The organism is Acidovorax sp. 107 (genome assembly GCF_003058055.1).
Lineage (GTDB): Bacteria > Pseudomonadota > Gammaproteobacteria > Burkholderiales > Burkholderiaceae_C > Acidovorax.
On the sequence record NZ_QBTZ01000001.1, the window covers coordinates 2765170 to 2789970 of the forward strand.

The 24801-nt window shown below is 66.4% G+C and carries 23 protein-coding genes; 15 read left to right on the plus strand and 8 right to left on the minus strand.

Annotated features, from left to right (window positions below):
- Positions 1 to 19 precede the first annotated feature (19 nt).
- Positions 20 to 3040 carry a pilus assembly protein gene (locus C8C99_RS12980; RefSeq protein ID WP_158274168.1) on the plus strand — a complete coding sequence of 1007 codons (3021 nt, stop codon included), beginning with the start codon at positions 20 to 22 and terminating at the stop codon, positions 3038 to 3040.
- 71 nt (positions 3041 to 3111) lie between these two features.
- On the opposite strand, the gene rpe is transcribed toward C8C99_RS12980, so the two are convergent.
- Complete coding sequence (gene rpe, locus C8C99_RS12985; RefSeq protein ID WP_108625962.1) at positions 3112 to 3795, minus strand: ribulose-phosphate 3-epimerase; 684 nt, start codon at positions 3793 to 3795, stop codon at positions 3112 to 3114.
- 89 nt (positions 3796 to 3884) lie between these two features.
- Here rpe and apaG point away from each other — a divergent pair, with 89 nt between their 5' ends.
- From apaG to C8C99_RS13005, 4 genes are all read left to right on the plus strand, one after another.
- Positions 3885 to 4292, plus strand: a complete 408-nt coding sequence (gene apaG, locus C8C99_RS12990) for a Co2+/Mg2+ efflux protein ApaG (protein WP_108627148.1) — start codon at positions 3885 to 3887, stop codon at positions 4290 to 4292.
- An 82-nt stretch (positions 4293 to 4374) separates the two neighbouring features.
- Positions 4375 to 6393 (plus strand): site-specific recombinase, encoded by a 2019-nt coding sequence (locus C8C99_RS12995; RefSeq protein WP_108625963.1) that lies wholly within the window; start codon positions 4375 to 4377, stop codon positions 6391 to 6393.
- A 159-nt stretch (positions 6394 to 6552) separates the two neighbouring features.
- The gene (locus C8C99_RS13000; protein ID WP_108625964.1) at positions 6553 to 7812 is read left to right on the plus strand and encodes a cation:proton antiporter; all 1260 of its coding nucleotides are present in this window, start codon (positions 6553 to 6555) and stop codon (positions 7810 to 7812) included.
- Positions 7802 to 8926, plus strand: coding sequence for a YbdK family carboxylate-amine ligase (locus C8C99_RS13005; protein WP_056647842.1), 1125 nt, complete (start codon positions 7802 to 7804; stop codon positions 8924 to 8926). The genes C8C99_RS13000 and C8C99_RS13005 overlap by 11 nt, the downstream gene beginning before the upstream one ends.
- A gap of 40 nt (positions 8927 to 8966) precedes the next feature.
- Here the strand turns inward: C8C99_RS13005 and C8C99_RS23920 are convergent, their stop codons facing one another.
- Complete coding sequence (locus C8C99_RS23920; RefSeq protein WP_056647838.1) at positions 8967 to 9365, minus strand: tautomerase family protein; 399 nt, start codon at positions 9363 to 9365, stop codon at positions 8967 to 8969.
- Complete coding sequence (locus C8C99_RS23925; RefSeq protein WP_158274169.1) at positions 9347 to 9568, minus strand: hypothetical protein; 222 nt, start codon at positions 9566 to 9568, stop codon at positions 9347 to 9349. The genes C8C99_RS23920 and C8C99_RS23925 overlap by 19 nt, the downstream gene beginning before the upstream one ends.
- 112 nt (positions 9569 to 9680) lie before the next feature.
- Between C8C99_RS23925 and C8C99_RS13015 the strand changes: the two genes are divergently transcribed.
- The 4 genes from C8C99_RS13015 (at position 9681) to C8C99_RS13030 (ending at position 12494) form a co-directional block, all read left to right on the plus strand.
- Positions 9681 to 10598, plus strand: a complete 918-nt coding sequence (locus C8C99_RS13015; RefSeq protein ID WP_056647835.1) for a LysR family transcriptional regulator — start codon at positions 9681 to 9683, stop codon at positions 10596 to 10598.
- A 36-nt stretch (positions 10599 to 10634) separates the two neighbouring features.
- The gene (gene thiL, locus C8C99_RS13020) at positions 10635 to 11609 is read left to right on the plus strand and encodes a thiamine-phosphate kinase (protein ID WP_056647832.1); all 975 of its coding nucleotides are present in this window, start codon (positions 10635 to 10637) and stop codon (positions 11607 to 11609) included.
- A gap of 119 nt (positions 11610 to 11728) precedes the next feature.
- Positions 11729 to 11932 (plus strand): DUF2892 domain-containing protein, encoded by a 204-nt coding sequence (locus C8C99_RS13025; protein ID WP_056648342.1) that lies wholly within the window; start codon positions 11729 to 11731, stop codon positions 11930 to 11932.
- A 10-nt stretch (positions 11933 to 11942) separates the two neighbouring features.
- Positions 11943 to 12494 carry an RNA polymerase sigma factor gene (locus C8C99_RS13030; RefSeq protein ID WP_056647829.1) on the plus strand — a complete coding sequence of 184 codons (552 nt, stop codon included), beginning with the start codon at positions 11943 to 11945 and terminating at the stop codon, positions 12492 to 12494.
- Between the two features lie 28 nt (positions 12495 to 12522).
- Here C8C99_RS13030 and C8C99_RS13035 read toward each other — a convergent pair whose 3' ends face one another.
- The 3 genes from C8C99_RS13035 to C8C99_RS13045 all read right to left on the minus strand — a co-directional run bounded on the left by C8C99_RS13035 (position 12523) and on the right by C8C99_RS13045 (position 16265).
- Positions 12523 to 13839: a ferric reductase-like transmembrane domain-containing protein gene (locus C8C99_RS13035; RefSeq protein ID WP_233247218.1), complete on the minus strand. Its 1317-nt coding sequence runs from the start codon at positions 13837 to 13839 to the stop codon at positions 12523 to 12525.
- Positions 13840 to 14010: 171 nt separating this feature from the next.
- Positions 14011 to 15192: a twin-arginine translocation pathway signal protein gene (locus C8C99_RS13040; RefSeq protein WP_108627150.1), complete on the minus strand. Its 1182-nt coding sequence runs from the start codon at positions 15190 to 15192 to the stop codon at positions 14011 to 14013.
- Between the two features lie 32 nt (positions 15193 to 15224).
- Complete coding sequence (locus C8C99_RS13045; protein ID WP_108625965.1) at positions 15225 to 16265, minus strand: NAD-dependent epimerase/dehydratase family protein; 1041 nt, start codon at positions 16263 to 16265, stop codon at positions 15225 to 15227.
- Between the two features lie 143 nt (positions 16266 to 16408).
- On the opposite strand from C8C99_RS13045, the gene C8C99_RS13050 reads away from it, so the two are divergent.
- The 6 genes from C8C99_RS13050 to C8C99_RS13075 all read left to right on the plus strand — a co-directional run bounded on the left by C8C99_RS13050 (position 16409) and on the right by C8C99_RS13075 (position 21727).
- Positions 16409 to 17293, plus strand: a complete 885-nt coding sequence (locus tag C8C99_RS13050; RefSeq protein WP_108625966.1) for a LysR family transcriptional regulator — start codon at positions 16409 to 16411, stop codon at positions 17291 to 17293.
- A gap of 164 nt (positions 17294 to 17457) precedes the next feature.
- On the plus strand, positions 17458 to 19071 hold the full coding sequence (locus tag C8C99_RS13055; RefSeq protein ID WP_108627151.1) for a DUF4139 domain-containing protein: 1614 nt from the start codon (positions 17458 to 17460) through the stop codon (positions 19069 to 19071).
- Positions 19072 to 19176: 105 nt separating this feature from the next.
- Positions 19177 to 19656: a universal stress protein gene (locus C8C99_RS13060; protein WP_056647816.1), complete on the plus strand. Its 480-nt coding sequence runs from the start codon at positions 19177 to 19179 to the stop codon at positions 19654 to 19656.
- An 18-nt stretch (positions 19657 to 19674) separates the two neighbouring features.
- Positions 19675 to 20199, plus strand: coding sequence for a phosphatidylglycerophosphatase A (locus C8C99_RS13065; protein WP_056647813.1), 525 nt, complete (start codon positions 19675 to 19677; stop codon positions 20197 to 20199).
- Positions 20199 to 20726 (plus strand): CinA family protein, encoded by a 528-nt coding sequence (locus C8C99_RS13070; protein ID WP_056647810.1) that lies wholly within the window; start codon positions 20199 to 20201, stop codon positions 20724 to 20726. Before C8C99_RS13065 ends, C8C99_RS13070 begins: the two co-directional genes overlap by 1 nt.
- 92 nt (positions 20727 to 20818) lie before the next feature.
- On the plus strand, positions 20819 to 21727 hold the full coding sequence (locus C8C99_RS13075) for an alpha/beta fold hydrolase (protein WP_056647807.1): 909 nt from the start codon (positions 20819 to 20821) through the stop codon (positions 21725 to 21727).
- Between the two features lie 16 nt (positions 21728 to 21743).
- On the opposite strand, the gene C8C99_RS13080 is transcribed toward C8C99_RS13075, so the two are convergent.
- Positions 21744 to 22706: a D-2-hydroxyacid dehydrogenase gene (locus C8C99_RS13080; RefSeq protein WP_056647804.1), complete on the minus strand. Its 963-nt coding sequence runs from the start codon at positions 22704 to 22706 to the stop codon at positions 21744 to 21746.
- A gap of 32 nt (positions 22707 to 22738) precedes the next feature.
- Entirely contained in the window at positions 22739 to 24721 is a 1983-nt protein-coding gene (gene tkt / locus C8C99_RS13085) for a transketolase (protein ID WP_056647800.1), read from the minus strand.
- Between the last annotated feature and the right edge of the window lie 80 nt (positions 24722 to 24801).

The following is a 24801-nucleotide window of genomic DNA, read 5'->3' on the forward strand; positions in this document are numbered from 1 at the left end:
ATATCGGAGAAATATCAATATGTCCTATTCGATCACACAGAACCTGTATCGCTGGGCCATCACCGCCACGGCAGCACTAGTTGCACTTCCTGCCCTGGCGCAATACAGCAGCGATATTGACATTTACTCGGGCACCGGCTCCGGGTCAACGTCCAACGTACTTTTTGTTTTGGATAGTTCTGCCAACTGGAACGCCAGTCTAAAGCACACGTGCGTCTACAGCGACGGCACTGGCGCTCCCAGCAAAGGTCAAACTAAAGGGGGGATGGAGCAATGCGCCATATATAACGCCATTGAGGGGTTACAACCGAATGCCGATGGTTCTGCACCGTTCAATATTGGCTTCATGATTTTTAATGAAACCAATGTGGATACGGGTGCCCGAGTCATTAAGGCGCTCACCCCTCTAACCTCCGCAGGGAAAACTGAATTAAAAAACTTCCTCAAGACGTTGGATCAGAATCAGTCTCCCTCGCCCACATCGTATGCCTTGGCTATGCACGAGGCATATCTCTATTTTTCGCAAAAAACCCCATTCTCGGGTCAACGGGCTGGCACACTTCCCTACGACCCCAATGCATTCAGCGGTGGAAAATATGTGCTGCCCGCTGGTTCTGATTGCGGCAGAAATTACCTCATAATTATCGCGAACGGACCGCCGCAGGGCGATCAGATGTCCAATGACGTCATGAAGGCGATGCTGGCCACAGCGGGGGGCAGCGTTGCACCCATCACCTACGCGGCAGGCACGGTAGACCCCAAAGATGCGGCCAACTGGACCGATGAATATGCGCGATTCGTCAATGGCGTGGATCGCACCGCAGTGGCCGACGGAGCTTATGCAACCACCCACACCATCGCGGTCACGGGTGCTCCCAGTGACAAGGCCACCTATCCAGAAATCTTCAGAGGCATTGCCAAGGTCGGTGGTGGAGACTTCTACACGGCCTCAAACTCAACGGCGCTCTCCATCGCTCTGGGCGAGGTGTTCAGCCAGTTGCAGGCGGCAAACAGCGTATTTTCTTCCGCCAGCTTGCCTGTTAGCGCGAATGCACGTGGCAGCTACTTGAATCAGATCTTTATGGGCATGTTCCGCCCAGATGGTGATGCCAAGCCGCGTTGGAGAGGCAATCTCAAACAGTACAAATTCACCTACGACCCCACAACGGACAGTATTGCCTTGGCCGACGCAAACGGAGACGGCGCGATCAGCAGTGCCACTGGCTTTATCAAACCCTCGGCCGTGTCATATTGGACCGCCCCCAGCAGCTTCTGGGTTAATCAGCCACTCGGTACGCCACCCAATGTGGCAGACAAAACGTCCGACTCGCCTGATGGGGACATTGTGGAGAAAGGCGGCATTGCGCAGCAAATTCGTACCACTTATGCCACTAGCCAGTCTGCACGCAAGTTGTATACCTGCATCGGCTGCAGCACCAATACCAATTTGGCCACAAATACATCCACCCAGTTCACCACAGCCAACAGCAGCAGCATGGCGGGCATTTCGACCGATAGTACGCAGCGTGATTTGATCATCAACTGGGTGCGTGGTACCGACAATGCCGGCGATGAAAAAGGCCCTGGAGGCACCACCACCATTCGCCCCAGCGCTCATGGCGATGTGCTGCACTCCCGCCCTGCCGTGGTGAACTACGGTACCGACGCATCTCCGAATATTGTGGTGTTTTATGGATCCAATGACGGCACGCTTCGCGCAGTCAATGGCAATCAATCCGGCACCGGGGCTGGTCAGGAATTGTGGGGATTCATCCCGCAGGAGCATTTCGGAAAACTCCAGCGGTTGAGAAACAACAGCCCGGAAGTACGCCTCTCTACCACAACGGTACTTTCCTCGGCAACCAATCCGCCCACTACTCGTGATTACTTTGTGGATGGCCCCATTTCTGTATATCAAACCAGCTCCAAAGTCTATTTGTACTTTGCCATGCGACGTGGAGGACGTTTTCTGTACGCGCTGGATGTCACGGACCCGGCACAGCCTAAATTCCTCTGGAAAAAAGCCAACACCGATACAGGATTTGGCAGTCTTGGCCAAACATGGTCGGAGCCCCGCATTGCCAAAATCAAAGGATCGACCGACCCCGTTATCGTAATGGGCGCTGGCTATGATGCCAGTGCAGAAGATGTGACGCCGGTGGGCACTACCAGCATGGGGAATGCGATTTTGGTGTTGAACGCACTTACGGGTGACAAGATTGCGCAGTTCAATACGGACCGCAGCGTACCAGCCGATGTCACCCTGGTAGATTCAGACTCAGACGGTTATATAGATCGGGCCTATGCCGTGGATCTGGGTGGGAACATCTACCGGATTGACTTCGAAACCAGTACATCCACAGCAATCAGCGAATGGGGCATCTACAAGCTGGCAGCTCTCAAGGGCTCGGGCACCCGCAAGTTCTTCTATGCACCCGATGTCGTAATGTACAAAGCCTTTGCAGCAGTGCAGGCAGGCTCGGGCGACCGCGAGAAGCCCCTGGATAAAACCTCATCTGATGCGTTCTTCACTGTGCTTGACAAAAACCCAACCAAGGGAACCTTGAGCGGCTTCACCCCGGTGGTGCCGTCAAACCTGGGGCTGGTGGGAACTACTGACAGCAAAGTCAATGGCTGCTTTATCAACATGAGCACAGCGGGCGAAAAAATCGTCAATGCCCCACTCACCTTCCTTGGCACCACCTATTTCGGAACCAACATGCCCGCGCCACCCAAAAGCGGCATCTGCAGTGCAAATCTTGGCGAAGCAAAGTCCTACTCTGTCCCGCTGTTATGCCAGACCCCCACCGTTAATAAGTTCATTGGTGGAGGATTGCCGCCCAGCCCTATTGCTGGGTTTACGACCGTGACCTATAGCAAGCCCAATGGAGATGGAACCAGCACAGAGGTGAAGGTCCAGACACCATTCATCTCTGGGACGGCAAAGAATAAGCCTGCCGCTATCGAGTTCGACAATCCAAAACTTAACCTTAATATGCCCCGCAAGCGCACGTACTGGTACCAGGAGAAGGCACGCTGATCCAGCGAGCACCAACGAAAAAAGGGCCGACGCATGCGTCGGCCCTTTTTCATAGAAGTCGGAAAAGCCTTTCAGCCGTCCAACTGCCCACGCATCGCTTGGATGACAGCGCGGTAATCCGGCTTGCCAAAAATGGCACTGCCCGCCACAAACGTATCGGCCCCCGCATCGGCCACGCGGCGGATGTTGTCGGTCTTGATGCCGCCATCGACTTCCAGACGAATGTCCTTGCCGGACGCGTCGATGCGCTTGCGCACGGCTTCGATCTTGCGCAAGGCGGAGTCGATGAAGCTCTGGCCGCCAAAGCCGGGGTTCACGCTCATGATGAGGATGAGGTCGATGTCGTCGATGACCCAGTCCAACACATCCAGCGGCTCAGCGGGATTGAACACGAGCCCGGGCTTGACGCCCTTCGACCGGATGGCCTGGATGCTGCGGTGTACATGGCCCGAGGCATCGGGGTGAAAGCTGATGTAGTCCGCACCCGCATCGGCAAAAGCGGCGGCCAGGGCGTCCACGGGCTGGATCATCAGGTGCACGTCAATCGGCACGGCCACGCCCGCAGGCGTTTTTGCGTGGGGTTTCAAGGCCTGGCAGACCATGGGGCCAAAGGTCAGGTTGGGCACGTAATGGTTGTCCATCACATCAAAATGGATCCAGTCGGCGCCAGCGGCAATGACGTTGCGCACTTCTTCGCCCAGGCGGGCAAAGTCGGCAGAAAGGATGGAGGGGGCGATTTGGAATGTGCGGCTCATCCCCCGATTGTCGCAAAGCGCAGAGTCGCTGGGGTTTTTGACGCCGGGGAGTTGTCCACGCACCAGTCGGCACGGTTACCATGCGGCCCATGCCAAAGCACCAGTTTGACGTGGAAGTGCAGCCCGAATACCTGCCCGAGCAGTCTGCCCCGGACACGGGGGTGTTCAGCTTCGCTTACACCATCACCATCACCAACGCAGGTGATACACCTGCGCAGCTGATCTCCCGACACTGGATCATCAGCGACGCGCGCGGCCACACCGAAGAAGTCAAGGGGCTGGGCGTGGTGGGGCAGCAGCCGCTGCTCAAGCCCGGCGAGTCGTTCCAGTACACCAGCGGCTGCCGGCTGCGGACCTCCAGCGGCACCATGCACGGCACCTTCCACTGCGTGGCCGAAGACGGCGAACCTTTCAACACGCCAGTGCCCCTGTTTGTGCTGGAGGCGATCAGCCACGGCCCGTCGGGCGAACCCTTGAGCGGCCGGGTCCTGCATTGAAGATCCATCGCCCCCCCTCTCCCCGCTCCGTGCGGTTGCTGCCCCCCGAAGGGGCCGCTGTTCATCTCGGGGGCCCCCGGCGATGAAAAAGACCGCCGAGCCCAAAGATCTGGCCAGCCTGCTGGCCGCACTGGACCCTGCCGCCGACCTGGCCCATCGCCATCTGTGGCTGATCCACCTACTGGATTGGGTGCGCGGCAAGCGAGATTCCGTCCCTGCCTCCGTGGGACGGGTGCAGCTCTTCATGGAGGCCGTCGCGGCGCGGCCCGACATCCGGCAGCGGCTAAAGGACTGGTGGGCCACGCTGGTGGACCAGGTGGACATCACCACCTTGCTCGCAGACTTTGGCTTTGCCCCCCGCACGGCACTGGTCAGCGAGGTCGCAGAGCGCCTGCGCACCAAGCTTTTACCCGGCAGCCCCGAGACCATTGACGCGTCAGAACTCTTCATGCTGGCCCTGCCCAGCGCCTTTGACGCCCAATGGCTGGCAGCGCTGGACGAGAGCACCCTGAACCAGCTGGTAACACTGCTGGCCCAGAACGACACGAACGAAAGCCCTGGGGGCGCCACGCGCTGGCACAAGGCTTTGCTGGACGCCATCACTTATTGCGCAGGGCAAATCCTCTCGACCGGTTTCGCACCCGAACTGCGGCTGCGCATGAGCGAATCTGCACGGGAGGCACAACCCTTCCACGCCCTCATCCGCGACGTGGAAAGCCTGCGGGTCGAGGTGCTGCACGCGCTGCGCACCCCCGACCGGCTCAACGAGACCGCCCAACGCCTGCGCGAGCGGCTGGAGTCTTGCCGCGCGGCGGCGGCCACGGTGTATACCCATTTCGAAGACAACGGCATCTCGGTAGGGCTGGTGTTCCGCTTGCGCCAGTTGCGCGAGCGCATCTTGCGTGTGCGGGCGCTGCTCGACTGCCTGCTGTCCGCGCAGCCCGCCGTCACTGCGGCGCAGCTCATGGCACAGCTGGTGATGGTGGGGCAGGAGCGGCGCAGCCTGCGCGCGCTGCTGGCTTCCAACTCCTCGCTGCTGGCGGCCAAGGTGGCCGAGCGCAGCGCCGAGACGGGCGAGCACTACATCACCCGCACCAGCGCCGAATACCGCTCCATGCTGCGCAAGGCGGCGGGGGGCGGGGCGCTGATGGCCTTCACGACCCTGATCAAGTTTGGCCTGTATGCGCTCGCGCTCTCGGCCTTCTGGGGCGGCTTCATGGCGGGCATCAACTATGCCGTGAGCTTTGTGCTGATCCAGTTGCTGCACTTCACAGTGGCCACCAAACAACCGGCCATGACCGCGCCCGCCATGGCGGCCAAGCTCAAGGAGCTGGGCACCGGCGACGCCATCGAGTCATTCGTGGACGAGATCACGCACCTGGTGCGCTCGCAGGTGGCCGCTGTGCTGGGCAACGTGCTGGTGGTGTTCCCGGCGGTACTTGCATTGGCCGCGCTGATTGCGCTGGCTACGGGCCACCCGGCCATCAGCGACAAGCAAGCGGAGCATGTGTTCGAGTCCCTGCACCTGCTGGGGCCGTCGCTGTTCTTTGCCGCTTTCACGGGCGTGCTGCTGTTTGCCTCCAGCATCATCGCGGGCTGGACGGAGAACTGGTTTGTGCTGCACCGCATGGACTCGGCCCTGCACTACAACCCACGCATCACCAGGCTGCTGGGCGCCGAGCGCGCCGCGCGCTGGGCGCGCTTCCTGCGCGAGAACCTGTCGGGCTTCGCGGCCAACATCTCGCTGGGCTTCATGCTCGGCCTGGTGCCGGCGTTTGCGGCGTTTTTCGGGCTGGGGCTGGACGTACGGCATGTCACTCTCTCCACCGGCCAGATGGCCGCCGCCAGCGCTACGCTGGGTCTGCAGGTGCTGCAGCTGCCCGCGTTCTGGTGGGCCATGGCGTCACTGCCCTTCCTGGGAGCGTTGAACGTGTCGGTCAGCTTTTACCTGGCCTTCAGCCTGGCACTGCGCGCGCAGAACGTGAGCGGCGTGGACCGCGCACGCATTTATGCGGCCATCCGCGCCCGCCTGCGCACTGCGCCCCTGAGTTTTTTTGTGCCCGAACGGCACCGCCCGGTGCGCACGCCGGCGCAGGGGTGAAGCGGCAACCGCCGCCTCTGTCCTACACCGGTGGAGTGTTTCCGCCTGTAAATTCGGTGCACCTATGCTCTGACCCGCCCCGTCCCGCCTGCGGACGGCCCGTGTGCCGGAGTCTCCCTACCGACGGGCACCGCCCGTCTGACGCAGAGGTTTGATGACATGAATGAAATCCTGAGCTTTTGGGCGCAGTGGCTGCGCCCCTCGGCCGGGCTGCCCACGGTGCAATGGTCACTGCTGCTGGCGGTGGCGGCCATGGCGGGCTATCTGACCCAGCGCCACACAGGCCTTCCCAAGGTGGTGGGCTATTCGCTGGTGGGCACGGCGGCCGGCCTGGCAGGCTTCAGTGGCGCGGTCTGGCCTCTGCAGGGCATTGGCCTGTTCCTGCTGGAGCTGGGCGTGGCCATTGTGCTGTTTGAATGTGGCGGGCGCATTCCGCTGCGCTGGTTCCGCCACAACCCCATGGTGCTGGTGCAAAGCATTGCCGAATCGGTGCTGACCTACTTTGCCGTGTACTGGGTCCTGGTGTGGCTGCACTTGCCCGTGCAGGCAGCGGGCCCGCTCGCTCTGGTGGCACTGGCGGCCTCTCCTGCGGTGCTGACCCGCGTGGTGGCCGATACCCGCGCCGCAGGCCCGGTGACCGAGCGCGCCATTGTGCTCACCACGCTGTCCACGTTGTACGCGCTGACGCTGGGCAGCGCCAAGGCAGAACTCATCAACCGCCAGAGCCTCACGCTGCTCGAAACCATCTCGCCCGTGGTGGTGGTGCTGGGCGTGTCGATTGTGGTGGCCGCTGTACTGGCCCTGGTGCTGCGCATGGCGCTGCGCTTCATGAGCCCCACCAGCGAAAACACCTCCATGCTGTTCCTGGCCCTGGTGGCCGCTGGCACAGCGGTGGCCGCGCACATGGGCGGGTCGGCGCCTCTGGCTGCGCTGTTGGGCGGCATGCTGCTCAAGCAGCTCAACCCCCGCCCCTGGGCCTGGCCGCGCCAGCTGGGCAACGCGTCATCCTTGCTCACCATGTTGATGTTCGTACTGGTGTCCACCGTGGCTGCGCAGGCCGACTGGAGCGCCCCTGTGGCCGGCGTGGTGCTGGCCCTGATCGCCGTGCGCCTGCTGGCCAAGGCACTCGGCGTGGCACTGGGCAATGTGGGCAGCGGCGCCAGCTGGAAGCAGGCCCTGTGGGTGGGCTGCGCGATGACACCCATGTCGTCCATCGCCCTGCTGATTGCCTCGCAGTTCGTGCTCGCATCGCCGTCCACCGGCCATGTGATTGCCGGCGTGGCGCTGCCTGCCATCTTGTTGATGGAGGTGTTCGGCGCCGTCATTGCCACCGTGGCCATTTACCGTGCGGGCGAAAGCTCCAAACCCTGGGCGCCCCTGACGCGCAGCAACAACGGAGAAAACCACCGTGAGTCTTGAAGCCTTCAACCATTCCGAGCCGCTGACGCTGGGCGTCGAGCTGGAGCTGCAGCTCGTCAACACCAACGACTACGACCTCGCGCCCTACGCGGAGGACATGCTGCGCCTCATGCAGAAAACCCCGCTGCCCGGCAGCGTGGTGCCGGAGATGACGAACAGCATGATCGAAATTTCCACCGGCATCTGCCACTCGGCCAGCGAGGTGCTGGGCCAGCTCACGCCGATCCGCGATGCGCTGGTCAAAAGCGCCGACAAGCTCAACATTGCCGTGGTGGGCGGCGGTACGCACCCGTTCCAGCAATGGCACGAGCGCCGCATCTATGACAAGCCACGCTTTCGCGAGCTGTCCGAGCTGTATGGCTATCTGTCCAAGCAGTTCACCATCTTCGGCCAGCACGTGCACATTGGCTGCCCGGATGCCGATGCCGCGCTGCTGATGCTGCACCGCATGTCGCGCTACATCCCGCACTTCATTGCGCTGTCGGCGTCGAGCCCCTATGTGCAAGGGCAGGACACGGCGTTTGATTCGGCCCGACTCAACTCGGTGTTTGCGTTCCCCTTGTCGGGCCGCGCCCCCATGGCGCTGACCTGGGACGACTTCACCACCTACTTCAACAAGATGACCCGTACGGGCGTGGTCAAGAGCATGAAGGACTTCTACTGGGACATTCGCCCCAAGCCCGAGTTCGGCACCATCGAGATCCGCGTGTTCGACACGCCGCTGACCATCGAGCGCGCTGCGGCCCTCGCGGGTTACGTGCAATCGCTGGGCGCATGGTTCCTCGCCGACCAGCCCTTCATGCCCGAAGAGGACGATTACTTGGTCTACACCTACAACCGCTTTCAGGCCTGCCGCTTTGGCATGGACGCGGTGTATGTGGACCCGGCCACGGGCGACCACATGCCGCTGCGCGAGCACATCCTGCGCACCATGGACAAGATCGCCGGCCACGCGGCCGTGCAGGGCGCATCGAGCGCCATGCACATGCTGCGCACCGAGGTCGAGGCGGGGCAGAACGATGCCCGCTGGCTGCGCCAGCGCCAGAGCGAAGAGCAGCTGCTGGCCGAGGTGAGCCGCCAGGCGGCACAGCGCTTTCGCGGCGCGGCGGCCTGATCCGCACTCTCGAAGCCGGCCACATCACGCGCTGGCTATCTCATGCAGCCAGCGCCAATCTGCGCGCTTGCTGCGTACGCCCGCCATAGCCCCAGTCGCTGGCGGGCAGCTCCCGCACCACCACGTAGCTGGCCGCCGCCAATGCGCCATCACCCGCCAGCCGGCGCTGCAGCTCGGCAAACGCAGCGGTGATGAAGGCGGCCTTCTCCTCTTCGGTGTTCGTGCCTTGGGTGATGCTGATCTCCAGCAAGGCCGTGGGCTGCGCCACAGGCGCACCGCCGATATGCCAGCGCGCGGCGGGCAAGTCGTCAATGACCACGGCCGTGACCTCGCGGCGCTTGCCCAATAGCTGAACCGTGAGGTCGGTCAGCGCGCTGGCCAGCGCCTGGTAGCGCTCGGGGTTGTGCAGCGGGGTCAGTTTCAGGACAAGGGTGGGCATGGTGTCGTGGCTTCCAGTGTGGATGGGTGGGAGGGTGCGGACTGGGTCTGCATCGCATGAAGAACCCGTCGGTAAAGGCGCACAAGCCCCCGCGCTACCCAGGCATGGGCATCGCGGATCGCCTCCTGGCGCAACTGCAGCGCGTGGCGCTTGGCGGCATCGCGCAGGCGCTGGTAGTCGTCGGGGTGCAGGTGGGGGTTCATGGCATTCCTTTCGGGGTGGAGCCACTGTAGGCAGCACAGGGCGCGGCGGAAACGGCGGGTTGTGCAAGACGGCTTTGCGCCTGCTGCAAAGCCCCCCCGTTACCATTGCCCGATGCGCGACATCCGCTTTGAAGACATGCACCTGTTTGCCCGCGTGGCCGATCTGGGCTCGCTGTCGGCCGTGGCGCGCGAGCGCGATGCGCCGGTAAGCCAGGTCTCGCGCGCGCTGGCGCGCATAGAGCAATCCTGCGACGCGCGGCTGGTCCATCGGAGCACGCACGGGCTCACGCTCACGGCCGAGGGGCAGACCTTTCTGGACTACTGCCGCCGCATCACCGGCGCACTCGACGAGCTCGAAGGCGAGTTCGCCCAGCAAAGCAGCCAGCCCAGCGGCTGGGTGCGCGTGGCCTCCAGCTCGGTGGTGGCCGAATACCTGCTCATCCCCAGCTTTGAGAGCCTGCAGCAACAGCACCCGCAGCTGCGTGTGGAGCTGGTGGTGGACGACCGCATGGCCGATATGGCGCGCGACGGCATCGACATCGCCATCCGCACCGGCCCGCCGCTGACCGACACCGTGGTGGCGCGCCCGCTGGGCACGCTGGCCCGCGCGCTGTATGCCACACCCGGCTACCTGCAAGCCCACGGTGTGCCGCAGCGGCCGGGCGACCTGCGCCAGCACCGACTCATCACCAACAGCGCGGTGGCCTTTCTGAACCACTGGCCCTTTCTGATCGATGGCGTGCACGAGGTACTGGTGGCCGAGGGTCACTGGCGCTCGGGCAGCACAGCCATCACCGCGCGCCTGGCGTTGCAGGGCCTGGGCATCGCGCGCCTGGCCACCGTGGTGGCCGATCCCCTGGTACGCCAGGGCCTGCTCGCGCCCGTGCTGGCCCACTGCGTGGACCTGCAGCCCACGCCCATCCACGCCATCACCCTCACTCGCAGACACCGGCTGCCCAAGATCCAGGCCTGTATCGACCACTGGGCGACGTGGTTCTCTAAGCAAGCCAGCGGTGCTGGACACCCATGACGCCTTTTGACCTTTTCTGGATTACCAACCACTGCCATGGGTGAATTCGACCTAATTGCGCGTTATTTCACCCGCCCCGTGCGCAAGGCGGCCCTGGGTGTGGGCGACGACTGCGCACTGCTGGCGCCCGCACCCGGCACGCAACTGGCCATCTCCAGCGACATGCTGGTGGAGGGTCGCCACTTCTTTGCCGACGTGGACCCCGAAGCCCTGGGCCACAAGGCGCTGGCCGTCAACCTTTCGGACCTGGCGGCCTGCGGCGCCAAGCCGCTCGCTTTCACCCTGGCCCTGTCGCTGCCCCGGGTGGATGAAACTTGGCTTGCAGGCTTCTCGCGCGGGCTGCTGGCGCTGGCCGATGCGCATGGCTGCGAGCTGGTGGGCGGCGATACCACGCAAGGCCCGCTCAACATTTGCATCACCGTGTTTGGCGAGGTTCCCACCGGCCAGGCCCTGCTGCGCAGCGGTGCGCGGCCGGGCGACGACCTCTATGTGAGCGGCACGCTGGGCGATGCCAGGCTGGCGCTGGAGGCGCTGCTGGGCCACATTGCCCTGCCCGCCGAGGTGCTGACCCGCGCTCGCCAGCGGCTGGAGCGCCCCACCCCGCGCGTGGCCCTGGGCCTGGCGCTGCGCGGTGTGGCCAGCAGTGCCATGGATGTGAGCGATGGCCTGCTGGGCGACCTGTCGCACATCCTGAAAGCCTCTGGCGTGGGGGCCCGAATCGACACCTCATTAACTACTGATTTGATAGCAGAAAAGGCATATTCGACCAGCGCATCCGGCGTATTCGACGCTAAACTGCTCCACCAATGCACGTTGGCAGGCGGTGACGACTACGAACTGGCCTTCACCGCCCCACCCGCGCAGCGCGATGCCGTGGCTGCCGCGTCGCAAGCCAGCGGCACGCCCGTCACCCGCATTGGCACGGTGCTGGCCGAGCCCGGCCTGCAGTTGGTGGATGCACTGGGGCAGGTGGTGGAGAACCGCTATGCCTCGTTCGACCATTTCGGGTGATGGGTGGTGGACGGCAAAAATTTTTTCAACCCATGAATCCTTTTGCGCAAACAGCGGCTCTTGGTGGTGAAGGCGCCCTGTGCTGGCACCTTCGTCACCACACCAAGGAGCTTTTCACCATGCTGTACCGCAAGAACATCACCCGCCCCGAAAGCCTGCTGCGCGCTGTCGGTGGGGTCGCCCTCATCGCCGCGGGGCTCTGGTGGCTGTCCGCCTCGCCCCTAGGCTTGGTCCTGGCCGCCTCGGGCGTCGGCAGCATTCTGAGCGGCGCTTTCGGCTACTGTCCCGCCTGCGCCATGGTGGGTCGCAAACCCGTCGAGTGAGCGGCGCCCCATGACAGCAACGTCCCCGTCCCTCACCGTGGCCCAGCTGCTGCCCGCCGCGCGCAGCGGCGATGCCGTGGCGATGGAGCAGCTGCTGCGCCTCACCCGTCCTGACATCCGCCGCTATGCGCTGCGCCACTGCGCAGCCACCACAGCCACCGATGACGTGGTTCAGGAAGCGCTGATCATCGTCTACCGCCGCGTGGGCGCACTGCGCGAGGTGGCGGCGTTTGGCGGCTGGGTGGTGCGCATCGTGCAGCGGCTGTGCATGCGGCCCATGCTGGCCTGGCTCAAGGGCGAGCCGCTGGCGCAGGTAGAGGACAGCCTCGCCTGGTCGCACCGTCCCGACCACGAACTGCGCCACGACCTGGCCCTGGCCATCGACTCGCTGCCGCCCCTTTACCGCGAAGCCCTGCTGCTGCGCGACTTCGAGGAGCTGACTATCGAAGAAATGGCGCAGCGGCTGGGCGTGACACGTGAGGCCGCCAAAAGCCGCCTGCACCGCGCGCGGGCCCTGGTGCGCGAATACCTGGTGCCCACGGACCAGCACCCGACAAGCTAGGCCACGGAGAGACGCAGGGCCCCTGCCCTCAACGCATCTGGAACAACTCCTGGTGAAAGCGCGCAGGCGAACGCCCCAGCTGCTGCATGCCCTGCCGCACCGCCTCGGCAAAACCCTGCGGCCCGCAGAACCACACACTTGCCGCGTTGCTGGTGCCTGCCAGCAGCGTGGCCGGTGTCACGGGCCCGGCATCGTCGCTGTAGTGGATCTCCAGCGTCACGCTGGGCAGACGCGCGCACAGCGCAGCCATGCGTTCGGCAAACACCGCCTCGCCCGCATGGCGCACGCAGTAGTGCAGGTGCACCCGGGGTGCCAGCGCGGGCGTGGACTGCAAGGATTCAAGCCAAGCCATGAACGGCGTGGCGCCGATGCCTGCAGCCACCCACACCTGCTCGGGCGCGCTGTCGCTGCGAAAGTCAAAACAGCCATACGGCCCCTCGATGTCCACCCGCTGGCCCGGCTGCACTTGCAAAGGCAACTGCGCCGTGTGATCGCCCAACGCCTTGATCGCAAAACGCAGCGTGCCGTCACCCTGGTCTGCATTGAGCACGGTGAACGGGTGCGCGCCTTCGGCTTTGCCAAACGTGACAAACGCAAACTGCCCGGCCGTGTGCCGCCAGGCGCTGGCGGGGCTAACCTGGCAGGTCACCTCCAGCACGCCAGCGGCTTGCTGCGACACGCTGACCACGCGGGCCGCGTGGCGGCGGCCGCGCCCGATGGCCCCGGCCAGCGAGCGCACAGCGCACAACACGCCCGCCAGCGTGCAAAGGCCCACCAGCACGCCCGCAGGCTGCGCCCACCAGGCGGGCGGCGTCAGCACCACCGCATGAAACGCCAGCACCAGGTACACCCCAGCCAGCAGCTTGTGCAGGTAGCGCCACACGTGGTACGGGAACCGCTGCCACAGCGTGATGACCAGCATGGCCGCGAGGAACCACACCGCCCACTCCCCCATCTCTTCGGCCAGGTGGCGGAAGGTGTTGAGCCACCAGTCTGCGCGCGGCGTGCGCACTGGGCGGCCCACCCAGGCGGCCAGCAGGCTGCGCGACAGCTGCAACCCATAGTGCAACAGCCCCAGCACGATGGCTCCGATGCCCGCCCACTTGTGCAGGCGGTAGCTCTTGTCCAGGCCGTCCAAGGACTTCTCAAGCCACGCGGGGCGCACGGCCAGCACCATGATCAGCGACATCAGCGCCCACGCCGCCACCCCGGTAAGCAGGATCAGCTGGTTGCGCCACCACCAGACATCACCCCACGCGGGTGGCGCTGGCTGGGGCCCCCACAACGCCAGCAGCCACGCCCCCATGGCCACTGCCAGAGAGCCACCCAAGACCTTCTTCCACATCACACGCCTCTGTCCATTTATTGCAATGCAACAAATATAGAAAGCCGCGATGAACGCCACCTGAACCGCATGTGAAGAATCTGCAAAGCGCGGCAGCTTGTGGCCCGGGGTTGACCTGCATCAGCCCTGCGCACGGGGTGCGGCGCTCAGAGGGCGCTCACGCCCTCGTCCTCATGTATGCATAAAACGCGCCAGCGGCCGCCGTGGCGTGGCGGGCACCTCGCCCTGCGGGTAGCCAATGCGGCAGAACATCTGCACCGTGGGATCTTGCGGTGTGCGCGGAGCGGGCCGCCCCAGCACCAGCTGGTGCACGCGCTCGTAGTGCGGGGCCATCTCGGCAAACTCCTGCACGGCCTGGCTCATGGGGTGCATGCCCACGCCCAGGGCCGTGGCCTGCAGTTGCTGGCGTACGTAGGCACGCCCAGCCCGTACCTGGTCGCTGCGGGTGTTGGGGCCGGAGATCCACACAAAACCCATGGCCGTGCTGCTGTGGCCTTCGAATCGGCCCATGGCATTTTTGTAGGCCGCGCTGCCTTCAGCGGGCGGCGCGCTGCGGTCGAACATCCCCAGCGCCGACACCGCGCGCACGAAGGGTGAATTGATCGAGATGCCATCCCGGTGCTGCAGGATCTCCGCCGGGCCCACGCGCGTGAGGTGGATGCTTTCCATCATCGTGCGCGGCGTGAGCAGTTCGACTCTGGCCGACTCCCAGCACAGCGTGCGCAACGCGGGCAGCTGGTCTGCGTTGACGGTGCCCCCGCAACGCAGCGGGGTGTTGGCTGGCGCGCTGTTCAGCAACTGGGCGAGCAGTGCGGGCGCCACGGCGCGGGTGGTGTCGAAATCTGTCTTGGGTGTGTAGCGCAGCAGCACCTGCGCAAACAGCGGGTCGGGCTGGCCACCGGGTTGCAGCGTGATGCGCGCCACGGGGCGGTCGTCCCAGTCCTTCAGCGCCGCAGGCATCTCGCCCTGCGGCCACAGCAAGACCTGGCTGGCCACACCCTGCTCGGCCAGCGCCATCCCCAGTAGCTCCAGAAAGGCGCCATGGCCGATCAGGATCTGCCGGCCCAACGGATCCGTCTGTGGCAGCACCCGCCCGGGGTCGGTGCGCAGTGTGATGACACCGTCCTCGCGCAAATCCACCAGCCAGGGCTGCAGGTTGTGCGAATTGGGCGCGGTGATGGCGTAGGCCACGGCGCGGCGGCGCACCTCGGTCTCGCCCACGGGGCCCTGCCAGGCCTCGACCGCCTCGGCGGGATAGTGCGAGTCCAGGACGCCACAGGCGGCCAGCGTGCCCGCTGCGGCGGCGGCGATGGCGCCACCACCGGCCAGCCGGATGAAATTGCGACGGTTCATGAGCATGCTCCGGTGATTCAAGGGTCGTGACGTCAGGCCAGCGCGGCGCGGCTGGACTGCATGGCCACCAGTCCCAGGTCCATCAGCGCCTGGCGCACGGCCTGATCGAACGGGGTATGGGGCTCGTCGCAGATCAGGGCACGCAGGCGGGCGTTGTCCAGGCGGTGGGGGGTACGCCACAGGTAGCGCATGGCCGCCAGCGCAGCAAACGTGGGCGCCACCACTCCCGCCACACGCAGCAAGGGCCATGGCAACTGGCCTACCCGCAGCGCACCCGCATCCGGCAACCAGCCCTGCTCTGCCGCAATGGCCGTGAAGCTGTGCAGCCACCGCTTTGCAGTGACGTGATGCCCCCCGAAATGCAGGCATTCAAACGCGGCCAGCCGCTCGCGCTCTTGGGCCACGCGCACGAAAGTGCGGGCCAGGTCGGGCAGATAGGCCCAGGGCGTGGCCACGTCGAGCGGACCGGGCCAGGTGACGCGGCCCCGGGGCAGGTCCTTGGCGATGGCCTGGTCGATCCAGCTGCCGGTGCCGCTGCCAAAGAAGTCCCCAGCGCGCAGCACCACGGCGCGCATCTCGCCCCCTTGCGTGGCAGCCTGCAGGCGCTGCTCCAGCTGCACCCGCATGCGGCCCTTGAAACCGGTGGCGGCCTGGGGCGTATCTTCGCGCAGCACGGGCGGCATGCCTTCGCCAAAGTTGTAGACATTGCCCGGCAGCATCAGGGTGGCGTGCAGCTGGCGGGCGACGGCAATCGCCGCCTCCATGAGTGCGGGGACCTGCTCGCGCCATGCCTTGTGGGTGTAGGCGGGGTTGAGCGCATGCACCACCACCTGCGCGCCTTGTGCCTGGGCGGCCAGCGCAGCGGTGTCATCGACCGCTACGGGCAGCCACCACACACCTGCGATGGCGGGCAGTGCCGCCCCCTGGGCGCCTGGCCGCACCTGGGCCAGCACCTGCCACCCGGCCTGTGCAAACGCACGGGCGGCCGCCAGGCCGAGCCGGCCCCGAGCGCCCAGAATCAACACGGTGGAGGGGTTGTCCGTGCAGGGTCGAGAAAGAGGATGGGGGGTCATGTCAGGGCTCCATTCACAAGGGATGGAGCGATTGTGAAATCGTGGTCACCACTACACAATTGGCTAATCATTCATAACAGCAATGCAAATATGAATATCTCCACCCGCCACCGCTGCCGCCCCATCGCGGGCACGCTATCAACATGAATCAAACCTTTGACTGGAGCCTGGTGCAGTCTTTCCTGGCTGCTCTCGACCAGGGCAGCCTGCTGGGCGCCGCACGCGCGCTCAATGCCAGCCAGCCCACCATCGGCCGCCACATTGCCGAGCTGGAATCGCAGCTGGGCGTGGTGCTGTTCGAGCGCACGGGCCGTGGCCTGCTGCCAACGGCCACGGCACTGCGGCTGGCCGAATCGGCCCGCGCCATGGAAGCCGGCGCCCACCAGCTGGCGCGCAGCGTGTCGGGCGCGGAGGACGGCGTGAGCGGCACCGTGCGCATCACCGCCAGCCAGCCTGTGGCCTGCGTGCTGCTGCCTCCGGTCCTGGTGCGCATGCGCCAGGCCCTGCCCGAGGTGCAGGTGGAGCTGGTGGCCAGCAACCAGGTCACCAACCTGCTGCGGCGCGAGGCCGACATTGCGCTGCGCATGGTGCGCCCCGACCAGGCCAGCCTGGTGGCCAAGCGCATCGGCGCGGTGACGCTGGGCGCCTATGCCCACCGCGACTACCTGCGCCGCAAGGGCACGCCCCGGCAGCCGCCCGACCTGCTGCAGCACGAGCTGGTGGGCAACGACCGGCACGAAGACATCCTGCAAGGTTTTGCTGCCATGGGCTACCCGGTGGAACGCCAGCACTTCGCGTTCCGCACCGACGACCTCATGGCCTACTGGGAGGCCGTGCGCGCAGGGCTGGGCATCGGCTTTGTGGGCAACTACATGGCCCGCACCGACCCGAACGTGGTGGCCGTGCTGCCCCGGTTGCCGCTGCCGGATCTTCCCATCTGGCTGACAGTGCACCGCGAGATACGCACCAGCCGCAAGATCCGGGCGGTGTATGACTTTCTGGCGGCGGAGGTGCCTCTGGTGCTTTGAGAGCATGTTGACGTTCTCCGCGCCCGTTCCAGGCCACGGCGGCTGCTAGCATCCCATTCCCTTTGTCCACCGCGCCAAGGAGCCCCGTGATCCATTCCTCCCTTGCCTCGCGCTTGCACTCCCCACGCCCGCTGCGCCCCCTGTGCCCCCTGTGCCTGGTCAGCATGGCCCTGCTCTGCAACGCGGCCTCGCCGGCCCTCGCCCAGGACACCTCCCGCATCGCCCGCGTCACCGTCTACCCCGGCAGCGCCACGGTGGAGCGCGTAGCCAGGGTGGCCGCTGGCGCGCGCAGCCTCACGCTGGCCTGCCTACCCGCGTCGCTGGATGTGCAAAGCCTGCAGATCAACGCCGACCCCGCCGTGCGCGTGGGCGAATTCAATGTGCTCACCGAGGACCGCGATGTGGCGGCAGGCTGCTCCAGTCCGCTGGACGGCCGCATCCGCGAACTGGAGGACCAGATCGCCGGGGTGAAGGCCGAGGCCTCGGCCCTGCAGCTGGTGGATGGCTATCTGCGCAGCGTGGCGCAAACCGGCGCGGGCACTGAGGGGACAGCGCCTGCCGCCACCGCTCCCCGTGCGGCCACCCCCACGCCCGCTCAGATCACCGCCACCGCAGAGGTACTGCGCAAGTCCGGGCAGGACAGCGCTGCGCGCGCGCACCAGCTTCAGCGCAAGCAGGAGGCGCTGGAGCTGGCCCTCAAGCCCTTGGTGGCAGAACGCGACCGCGTGGCCAGCCAGCGCGCGAGGGTGGTGTCGGTCACCATCAATCTGGCCACCGAGCGCGAGGCCGAGCTGCGCCTGTCCTACCAGGTGCGCGGCCCCGGCTGGCAGCCCATCTACCGGGCGACGCTCGATGCCACCAAATCCACGGTGCTGATCGAGCGCCAGGCGCTGGTGGCGCAGAACAGTGGTGAAGACTGGGGCAACGTGCAGCTGACTTTGTCGACGGGCCAGCCCGGGCGCGCCACACAAGGGCAACTGCCGCGCCCCTGGTGGCTGAACGTGGCGCCACCGCCCCAAGGCTCGCCTGCACCCGCGATGGCGATGGCACCAGCGCCCGCACCGACCGTTGCGTCACTGTCCCGGTCCCGCAATGCCGCCGAAGAGGCCATGCCCACGTTCGACGTGAACGCCCTCGACAAAGGATTTGCCACCGAGTTCGCCGTGCCCCAGCGCATCGCCGTGCCCTCCAGCGGCCAGCGCGTGACGCTTGCGCTGGGCAGCCACAGCGCCCCCGCCACGCTGATCACCCGCACGGCACCCGCCGTGGAAGAAGCGGCCTACCTGGTCGCGCAGATTGCGCAGCCGCCCGGTGTATGGCCCGCAGGTGCAGCGGGCCTGTACCGCGACGGCGCCTTTGTAGGCAACGGCCGCATCGACTTTGGCGCGCCCAGCGCGGGTGCCCCGGCCGGCAGCACCAGCCTGTCGTTTGGCCGCGATGAACTGGTCACCGTGCGGGCGGAGCCCGCGCAGGATCTGACCGGCAGCAGTGGCTTCACCAGCTCGCGCGTGGAGCGCAAGACGCGCCGGGCCTACAGCGTGGAGAACCGCCACAAGACGGTCATCACGCTGCAGGTGCTGCATGCCGCACCAGTCTCGCGCAATGAAAAGATCGAGGTCGAATCGCGCTACCAGCCCCAACCGGCGGACACGGCCTGGAACCGCACGCCCGGCACCGTGGCCTGGCAGCAGCCTGTGGCTGCAGGGGCTACCGCGCAGTTCAGTGCCGAGCACACCATCCGCTACCCCAAGGATGTGGAGTTGCTCGAACGCCAATGACCCAGAGACCCTGCAGCCGACCGCCCGCCGCACACAACAACGGGTCGGTCACAATCCGTCACAGCGCCCGCCAAGGCGCGACCGAGCCCCCAGGAGCCCGCCGCCATGAGTTACCAACACCTCCTCGTTGCCGTTGACGGCAGCCCCACCTCCGACCACGCGCTGACCGAAGCCACGGGCTTGGCCAAGGCCTCGGGCGGCCGCATCCGCCTGCTGAACGTGATGGACCCCGTGGCCCACATCAGCGGCTTTGAGCGGCCCGAGGTCTACAGCCAGGAAGTGCTACCCCGCCTGCGCAACGCGGGCGAAGCCCTGCTGCAGCAGGCACGCCAGCGCGTGGAACAGCAGGGCGTTCCCGTGGACACGGTGCTGATCGAAAACCTGGATGCCCGGGTGGCTGACCTGTTGGTGGAACACGCTCGGGCCTGGGGCGCCGACCTGATAGTGCTGGGCACCCATGGGCGCCGTGGCCTGGCCCGCGTGCTGATGGGCAGCGATGCCGAGCAGATCGCCCGCACCGCCCCCGTGCCCGTGCTGCTGGTGCGCCTGCCCGCCGAAGCTGCCGGCGGTGCCGCCGGCGCCTGACCCTTTTTCTTCCATGCCATGACCGTTTCCGAGCCCCTGCCACCCCTTGCCCCTCAGCGCCCCAGCGTGCGCTTCATGCTGTCCCACCCCGCCCACTTCATGGCGCTGGGCTTTGGTGCGGGCCTGGCCCCGAAGGCGCCGGGGACCGTGGGCACCCTGTGGGCTTGGCTGGCCTACCTGGTGCTGCAGCAGTGGCTGAACCAGCGGCAAATGGGCTTGCTGATCGCAGTCAGCACCGTGGTGGGCTGGTGGGCCTGCACCACCACGGCACGCCACATGCGCGTGGCCGACCCCGGCAGCATCGTGTGGGACGAGGTGGTGGCCTTCTGGCTGGTGCTGTGGCTGGCCATGCCCATGGGGCTGTGGGGGCAGGTGGTGGCGTTTGGGCTGTTCCGCTTTTTTGACGCCGCCAAACCCGGCCCGGTGGGCTGGGCCGACAGCCTGTTCAAGGGCTTTGGCTGGCGCGGGGGCTGGGGTATCTTGTGGGACGACTTTGTGGCAGCCTTCTGTACCTTGCTGGTCATTGCACTGTGGAGGTTCTGATGGCACCCACATCACTATCAAAAAGTGAGCTACTAGAGCAAGAAGTACAAGCGCTTGATGCCAATTTGACGCAAATATCGCTGCGTTTGCTGGCCCGCCGCCACCTACTGGCCACTGCCGAAAGCTGCACTGGCGGCATGATCGCCGCCGCCTGCACCGACCTGTCGGGCTCCAGCCAGTGGTTCGAGCGCGGCTTTGTGACCTATTCTAACGAGGCCAAGGCCGAGATGCTGGGCGTACCCCCCGGCCTGATCGAGCAGCACGGTGCGGTGAGCGAGCCTGTGGCGCGCGCCATGGCCGACGGCGCCCTTGCCCACTCGCGCGCGCAGGTCAGTCTGGCCGTGACGGGCGTCGCGGGCCCCACGGGCGGCACCGAGACCAAGCCGGTGGGCACCGTGTGGTTCGCCTGGTGCGTGGGCGGGCAAACCCACAGCGAAATGCAGCACTTTGCTGGGGACCGCGCCGCCGTCCGCACGGCCACGCTGCGGTACGCCCTGAAGCGTCTGCTGAGCCTGCTGCCTGCCTGACTTTACCGGGGCACCATGCCCAGGCCTGGCCTGAGTAGCCGCTGTCGTCCACAAGACAGGGCTTCACCCGCCCCTTGCCACACCATACGGCCATGACAACGACATCTCCCTGGTTTGACGGCTTTGCCACTCAGCGCATCACCACCTCGGGCGCGGAGATCTTTGTGCGCACCGGGGGCACCGTGGGCGCTCCGCCGCTGCTGTTGCTGCACGGCTTTCCGCAAACGCATGCGCTGTGGCACCGCGTGGCACAGCAACTGGCACGCCACTATTTTCTGGTGCTGCCCGATCTGCGCGGCTATGGCGACTCATCCCACGCGCCGGGCCTGCCCGACCACAGCAACTACAGCAAACGCGCCCTGGCGCAGGACATGGCCGAGGTGATGACCGCTCTGGGCCACGACCGGTTCTACCTGTGCGGCCACGACCGGGGCGGCCGTGTGGCCCACCGGCTCGCGCTGGACCACGCCGCGCGCGTCAAGAAGCTGTGCGTGATCGACATCGCCCCCACGCTCGACATGTACGCGCGCACCGACATGGAGTTTGCGCGCGCCTACTACCACTGGTTCCACTTGATCCAGCCCGCGCCGCTGCCCGAGACCATGATTGGCGGCAACGCGCGCGCCTACCTGCACGCCAAGCTGGGCGGCTGGGGCAGCGCTGGCCTGGCCCACATCGAGCCCCAGGCCCTGGCCGACTACGAGCGATGCTTTTGCACGCCCGAAGCCATCCACACCGCCTGCGAGGACTACCGCGCCAGCGCAGGCATCGACCTCGACCACGACCGTGACAGCCGCGCGCGCGGCGAGAAGATCGCCTGCGACACCTTGGTGATCTGGGGCGCGCACGGTGTGGTGCACCGGCTGTTTGATCCACTGGCGCTGTGGCAGGCGCAGTGCGCGGGCGTGGTCACGGGCCAGGCCGTGCCGGCAGGGCACTTCATCCCCGAGCAATTGCCTGGAGAGACCGCCCAGGCACTGGTCCAATTTTTCAGCGCCTGAGCCCACTGCCGCAGATTCAGGCGCGCGGCTGCACCACGTTCACGGGGTTGCCCGCCACACAGGCCTCGATGTTGCTGGTCAGCTGGTCGGCCAGCGCCTGGATGGCCTCGGCGCTGGCCCAGGCCACATGGGGCGTGAGCACGAAGTCCGGCCGGTCCAGCAGCGCCATGAAGGGGTGGTCAGGGGGTGGCGGCTCCACGCTCGTCACGTCAAAGGCCGCGCCGCTGATCTGCCCCGCCTGCAGCGCGGGGCCCACGGCCTGCTCATCCACCAAACCACCGCGTGCGGTGTTGATCAGCAAGGGCCGCCGCTGCATGAGCGCAAACTCGGGCGCACCGATCATGTGGCGCGTGTGGGCGTTGAGCGGGCAGTGCAGCGTCAGCACATCGGCTTCGCGCAGCGTCTGCTCGAATGGGGTGTACAGGCGGCCCTGGCCGCTGCGCCCCTTGTGCGCCGCCATCAGCACCCGCATGCCCAGCGCGCGGCCGATGGCGGCCACGGCCTGGCCCAGCGCGCCGTCGCCAATCACACCGAGCGTGGAGCCCGCCAGGTCGCGGATCGGGTGGTCAAAAAAGCAGAACTGTCCGGCCTGCTGCCAGCGCCCGGCGCGCACCGCGTCGCGATAGGCACACAGGCTGCGACGCAGGGCAAAGATCAGCGCAAAGGTGTGCTCGGGCACGGTGTGGGTCGCGTAGCTGCGCACGTTGCTCACCACCACACCCCGGGCCTGGCAGGCCGCCAGGTCCACGTTGTCAGTGCCCGTGGCGGCCACGGCCACCAGGCGCAGGCGCGGCGCCTGGGCCAGCGCCTCGGCGGTGATGCGCACCTTGTTGGTGATCACGACGTCGGCATCGCGGATGCGCGCCACCACGTCGGCCGGAGCGGTGGCGGCATGCTCAGCCCAAGTGTGGTCAAAAGCCGGGCGGCGCAACTGGGTGGTGGGAGAAAGGGTGTCGCGATCGAGAAAGACGATGTGCATGGGAACTCTCTGGGTGGGGTGGTTCAGGCCATTCATGCCGCACGCAGGCGGTGGGCTTCGGCAGCCACGGCCTCGGCGGTGATGCCGAACAACTCGTAAAGCGCGGGCGCGGGGCCCGAAGCACCAAAGCCCCGCATGCCCACGAAGCTGCCGCGAGGTCCCAGGTAGGCGTCCCAGCCCATGCGGCAGGCGGCCTCCACCGCCACGCGCACGCCGCTGCCCAGCACCGCGCGGCGGTAGTCTGCGTCCTGCTGGTCAAACAGCTCCCAGCAGGGCAGCGATACCACGGCCGTGCCCACGCCGCCCTGCTCCAGCAGGTCGCGTGCGGCCACGGCCAGCGCCACCTCCGAGCCAGTGGCCAGCAGCGTGACCTCGCGCGGGCCGCGGGTGGCCTCGTGCAGCACGTAGCCGCCGCGGGCACTGCAGTTGCGGGCGTCGTGGGCGGTGCGTACCAGCGGCAGCGTCTGGCGTGCGAACACCAGGCTCACCGGGCCGTCGGTATGGGCCAGCGCGGCCTCCCAGCATTCGGCGGCCTCCACCGCATCGGCCGGGCGCATGACCCACATGTTGGGCGTGGCGCGCAGCGACGCAAGAATTTCCACCGGCTGGTGGGTGGGGCCGTTCTTGCCGATGCCGATGGAGTCGTGGCTGAACACGAACTTCACCGGCAGGCCCATGAGGGCGGCCATGCGCATGGCGGGCCGCTCGTAGTCCGAGAACGCGAGGTAGGTCACGCTGAGCGGCACGATGCCGCCGTGCGCGGCCATGCCGTTGGCCATGGAGCCCATCACGTGCTCGCGCACGCCGCAGTGCACGTAAGCCCCACCGGGGTCGGCTGCCGTGAAGGCGCGCAGGCCGCGTTTGTGGCTGGTGGGCGCCTCCAGGTCGGCGCAGCCCACCATGCGCTCGGGGATGACGGGGGCGAGCAGGTCGTTGATCTCGGCCGAAAGCAGGATGCCGCCCTGGCCTTCGGGCTGGGTATGGGCACGCGCCTTGTAGTCCTGCAACACCTGCTGCCAGCCCGTGGGCAGGCGCCCTTCCATCACCCGGCAGAACTCCTCGCGCTCCGCCGTGGGCAGGGCCTGCAGACGCTGCTGCCAGGCGGCGTGTTCGGCGGCGCTGCGTTGTCCGGCATCAAGCCAGGCCTGCAACACGTCGGGTGGGACAACGAAGGATGGGTGGGGCCAGCCCAGCAGCGCGCGCGCGTCATCGGCGTCTTGGGGGTGCAGGCGTGCGCTGTGGCCACCGCGCTGGCCCTGCACGCGCGGCAGCCCCTTGCCGATGACCGTGCGGCAGGCGAGGAGCGAGGGGCGCGGGTCCTTGCGCGCCAGGGTCAGCGCGGCCGACACGGCGTCGATGTCGTGACCATCCAACTCCTCCACATGCCAGCCCGCCACACGGAAGCGGTCGGGCACGTTTTCGCTGATGGACAGCGAGGTCGCGCCGTCGTCGGTGATGAGGTTGTCGTCCCACAGCAGCACGAGGTGACCCAGTCGCAGGTGCCCGGCCAGCGAGATCATTTCCTGACCCACGCCCTCCTGCAGGCAGCCATCGCCCACGAAGGCGTAGGTGAAATGGTCCACCAGGGCGCTGCCGAAGCGGGCACGCAGGTAGGCCTCGGCCACGGCCATGCCGAAGGCGTTGGCAATGCCCTGGCCCAGCGGGCCGGTGGTGACCTCGATGCCGTGCCCGGGGTTGCGCTCGGGGTGGCCTTCGCAGATGGCGCCCAGCTCGCGGAAGCGCTGGATCTGTTCCAGGGTGATGGCCTCGTAGCCCGTGAGATGCAGCAGCGAGTACAGCAGCATGGAGCCGTGGCCGTTGGAGAGCACCACGCGGTCGCGGTCCCACCACGTGGGGTCAGCGGGGTGATGCCTGAGGTGCTGGGTGTAAAGCGCCGTTGCGATCTCGGCCATGCCCAGGGGCACGCCCTGGTGGCCTTCGGTGGCGCGAACGATGGCGTCGATCGACAAGAAGCGGATGGCATGCGCCAGGGGCTGCAGGGGGTGGGCACTCATGGGGTGCGCGGCATGCCAGGGGCTGCCGCTTGTCTCCGGGTGGTTGTGGCAAAGGAATCAGCCCGGATTCTTTGCGCCCG

Coding starts and splice junctions, on each gene's coding strand:
- C8C99_RS12980 (WP_158274168.1), top strand. CDS start 20: ATGTCCTATTCGATCACACAGAACCTGTATCGCTGGGCCATCACCGCC.
- rpe (WP_108625962.1), bottom strand. CDS start 3,795: ATGAGCCGCACATTCCAAATCGCCCCCTCCATCCTTTCTGCCGACTTT.
- apaG (WP_108627148.1), top strand. CDS start 3,885: ATGCCAAAGCACCAGTTTGACGTGGAAGTGCAGCCCGAATACCTGCCC.
- C8C99_RS12995 (WP_108625963.1), top strand. CDS start 4,375: ATGAAAAAGACCGCCGAGCCCAAAGATCTGGCCAGCCTGCTGGCCGCA.
- C8C99_RS13000 (WP_108625964.1), top strand. CDS start 6,553: ATGAATGAAATCCTGAGCTTTTGGGCGCAGTGGCTGCGCCCCTCGGCC.
- C8C99_RS23920 (WP_056647838.1), bottom strand. CDS start 9,365: ATGCCCACCCTTGTCCTGAAACTGACCCCGCTGCACAACCCCGAGCGC.
- C8C99_RS23925 (WP_158274169.1), bottom strand. CDS start 9,568: ATGAACCCCCACCTGCACCCCGACGACTACCAGCGCCTGCGCGATGCC.
- C8C99_RS13015 (WP_056647835.1), top strand. CDS start 9,681: ATGCGCGACATCCGCTTTGAAGACATGCACCTGTTTGCCCGCGTGGCC.
- thiL (WP_056647832.1), top strand. CDS start 10,635: ATGGGTGAATTCGACCTAATTGCGCGTTATTTCACCCGCCCCGTGCGC.
- C8C99_RS13025 (WP_056648342.1), top strand. CDS start 11,729: ATGCTGTACCGCAAGAACATCACCCGCCCCGAAAGCCTGCTGCGCGCT.
- C8C99_RS13030 (WP_056647829.1), top strand. CDS start 11,943: ATGACAGCAACGTCCCCGTCCCTCACCGTGGCCCAGCTGCTGCCCGCC.
- C8C99_RS13035 (WP_233247218.1), bottom strand. CDS start 13,839: ATGTGGAAGAAGGTCTTGGGTGGCTCTCTGGCAGTGGCCATGGGGGCG.
- C8C99_RS13040 (WP_108627150.1), bottom strand. CDS start 15,192: ATGAACCGTCGCAATTTCATCCGGCTGGCCGGTGGTGGCGCCATCGCC.
- C8C99_RS13045 (WP_108625965.1), bottom strand. CDS start 16,265: ATGACCCCCCATCCTCTTTCTCGACCCTGCACGGACAACCCCTCCACC.
- C8C99_RS13050 (WP_108625966.1), top strand. CDS start 16,409: ATGAATCAAACCTTTGACTGGAGCCTGGTGCAGTCTTTCCTGGCTGCT.
- C8C99_RS13055 (WP_108627151.1), top strand. CDS start 17,458: ATGGCCCTGCTCTGCAACGCGGCCTCGCCGGCCCTCGCCCAGGACACC.
- C8C99_RS13060 (WP_056647816.1), top strand. CDS start 19,177: ATGAGTTACCAACACCTCCTCGTTGCCGTTGACGGCAGCCCCACCTCC.
- C8C99_RS13065 (WP_056647813.1), top strand. CDS start 19,675: ATGACCGTTTCCGAGCCCCTGCCACCCCTTGCCCCTCAGCGCCCCAGC.
- C8C99_RS13070 (WP_056647810.1), top strand. CDS start 20,199: ATGGCACCCACATCACTATCAAAAAGTGAGCTACTAGAGCAAGAAGTA.
- C8C99_RS13075 (WP_056647807.1), top strand. CDS start 20,819: ATGACAACGACATCTCCCTGGTTTGACGGCTTTGCCACTCAGCGCATC.
- C8C99_RS13080 (WP_056647804.1), bottom strand. CDS start 22,706: ATGCACATCGTCTTTCTCGATCGCGACACCCTTTCTCCCACCACCCAG.
- tkt (WP_056647800.1), bottom strand. CDS start 24,721: ATGAGTGCCCACCCCCTGCAGCCCCTGGCGCATGCCATCCGCTTCTTG.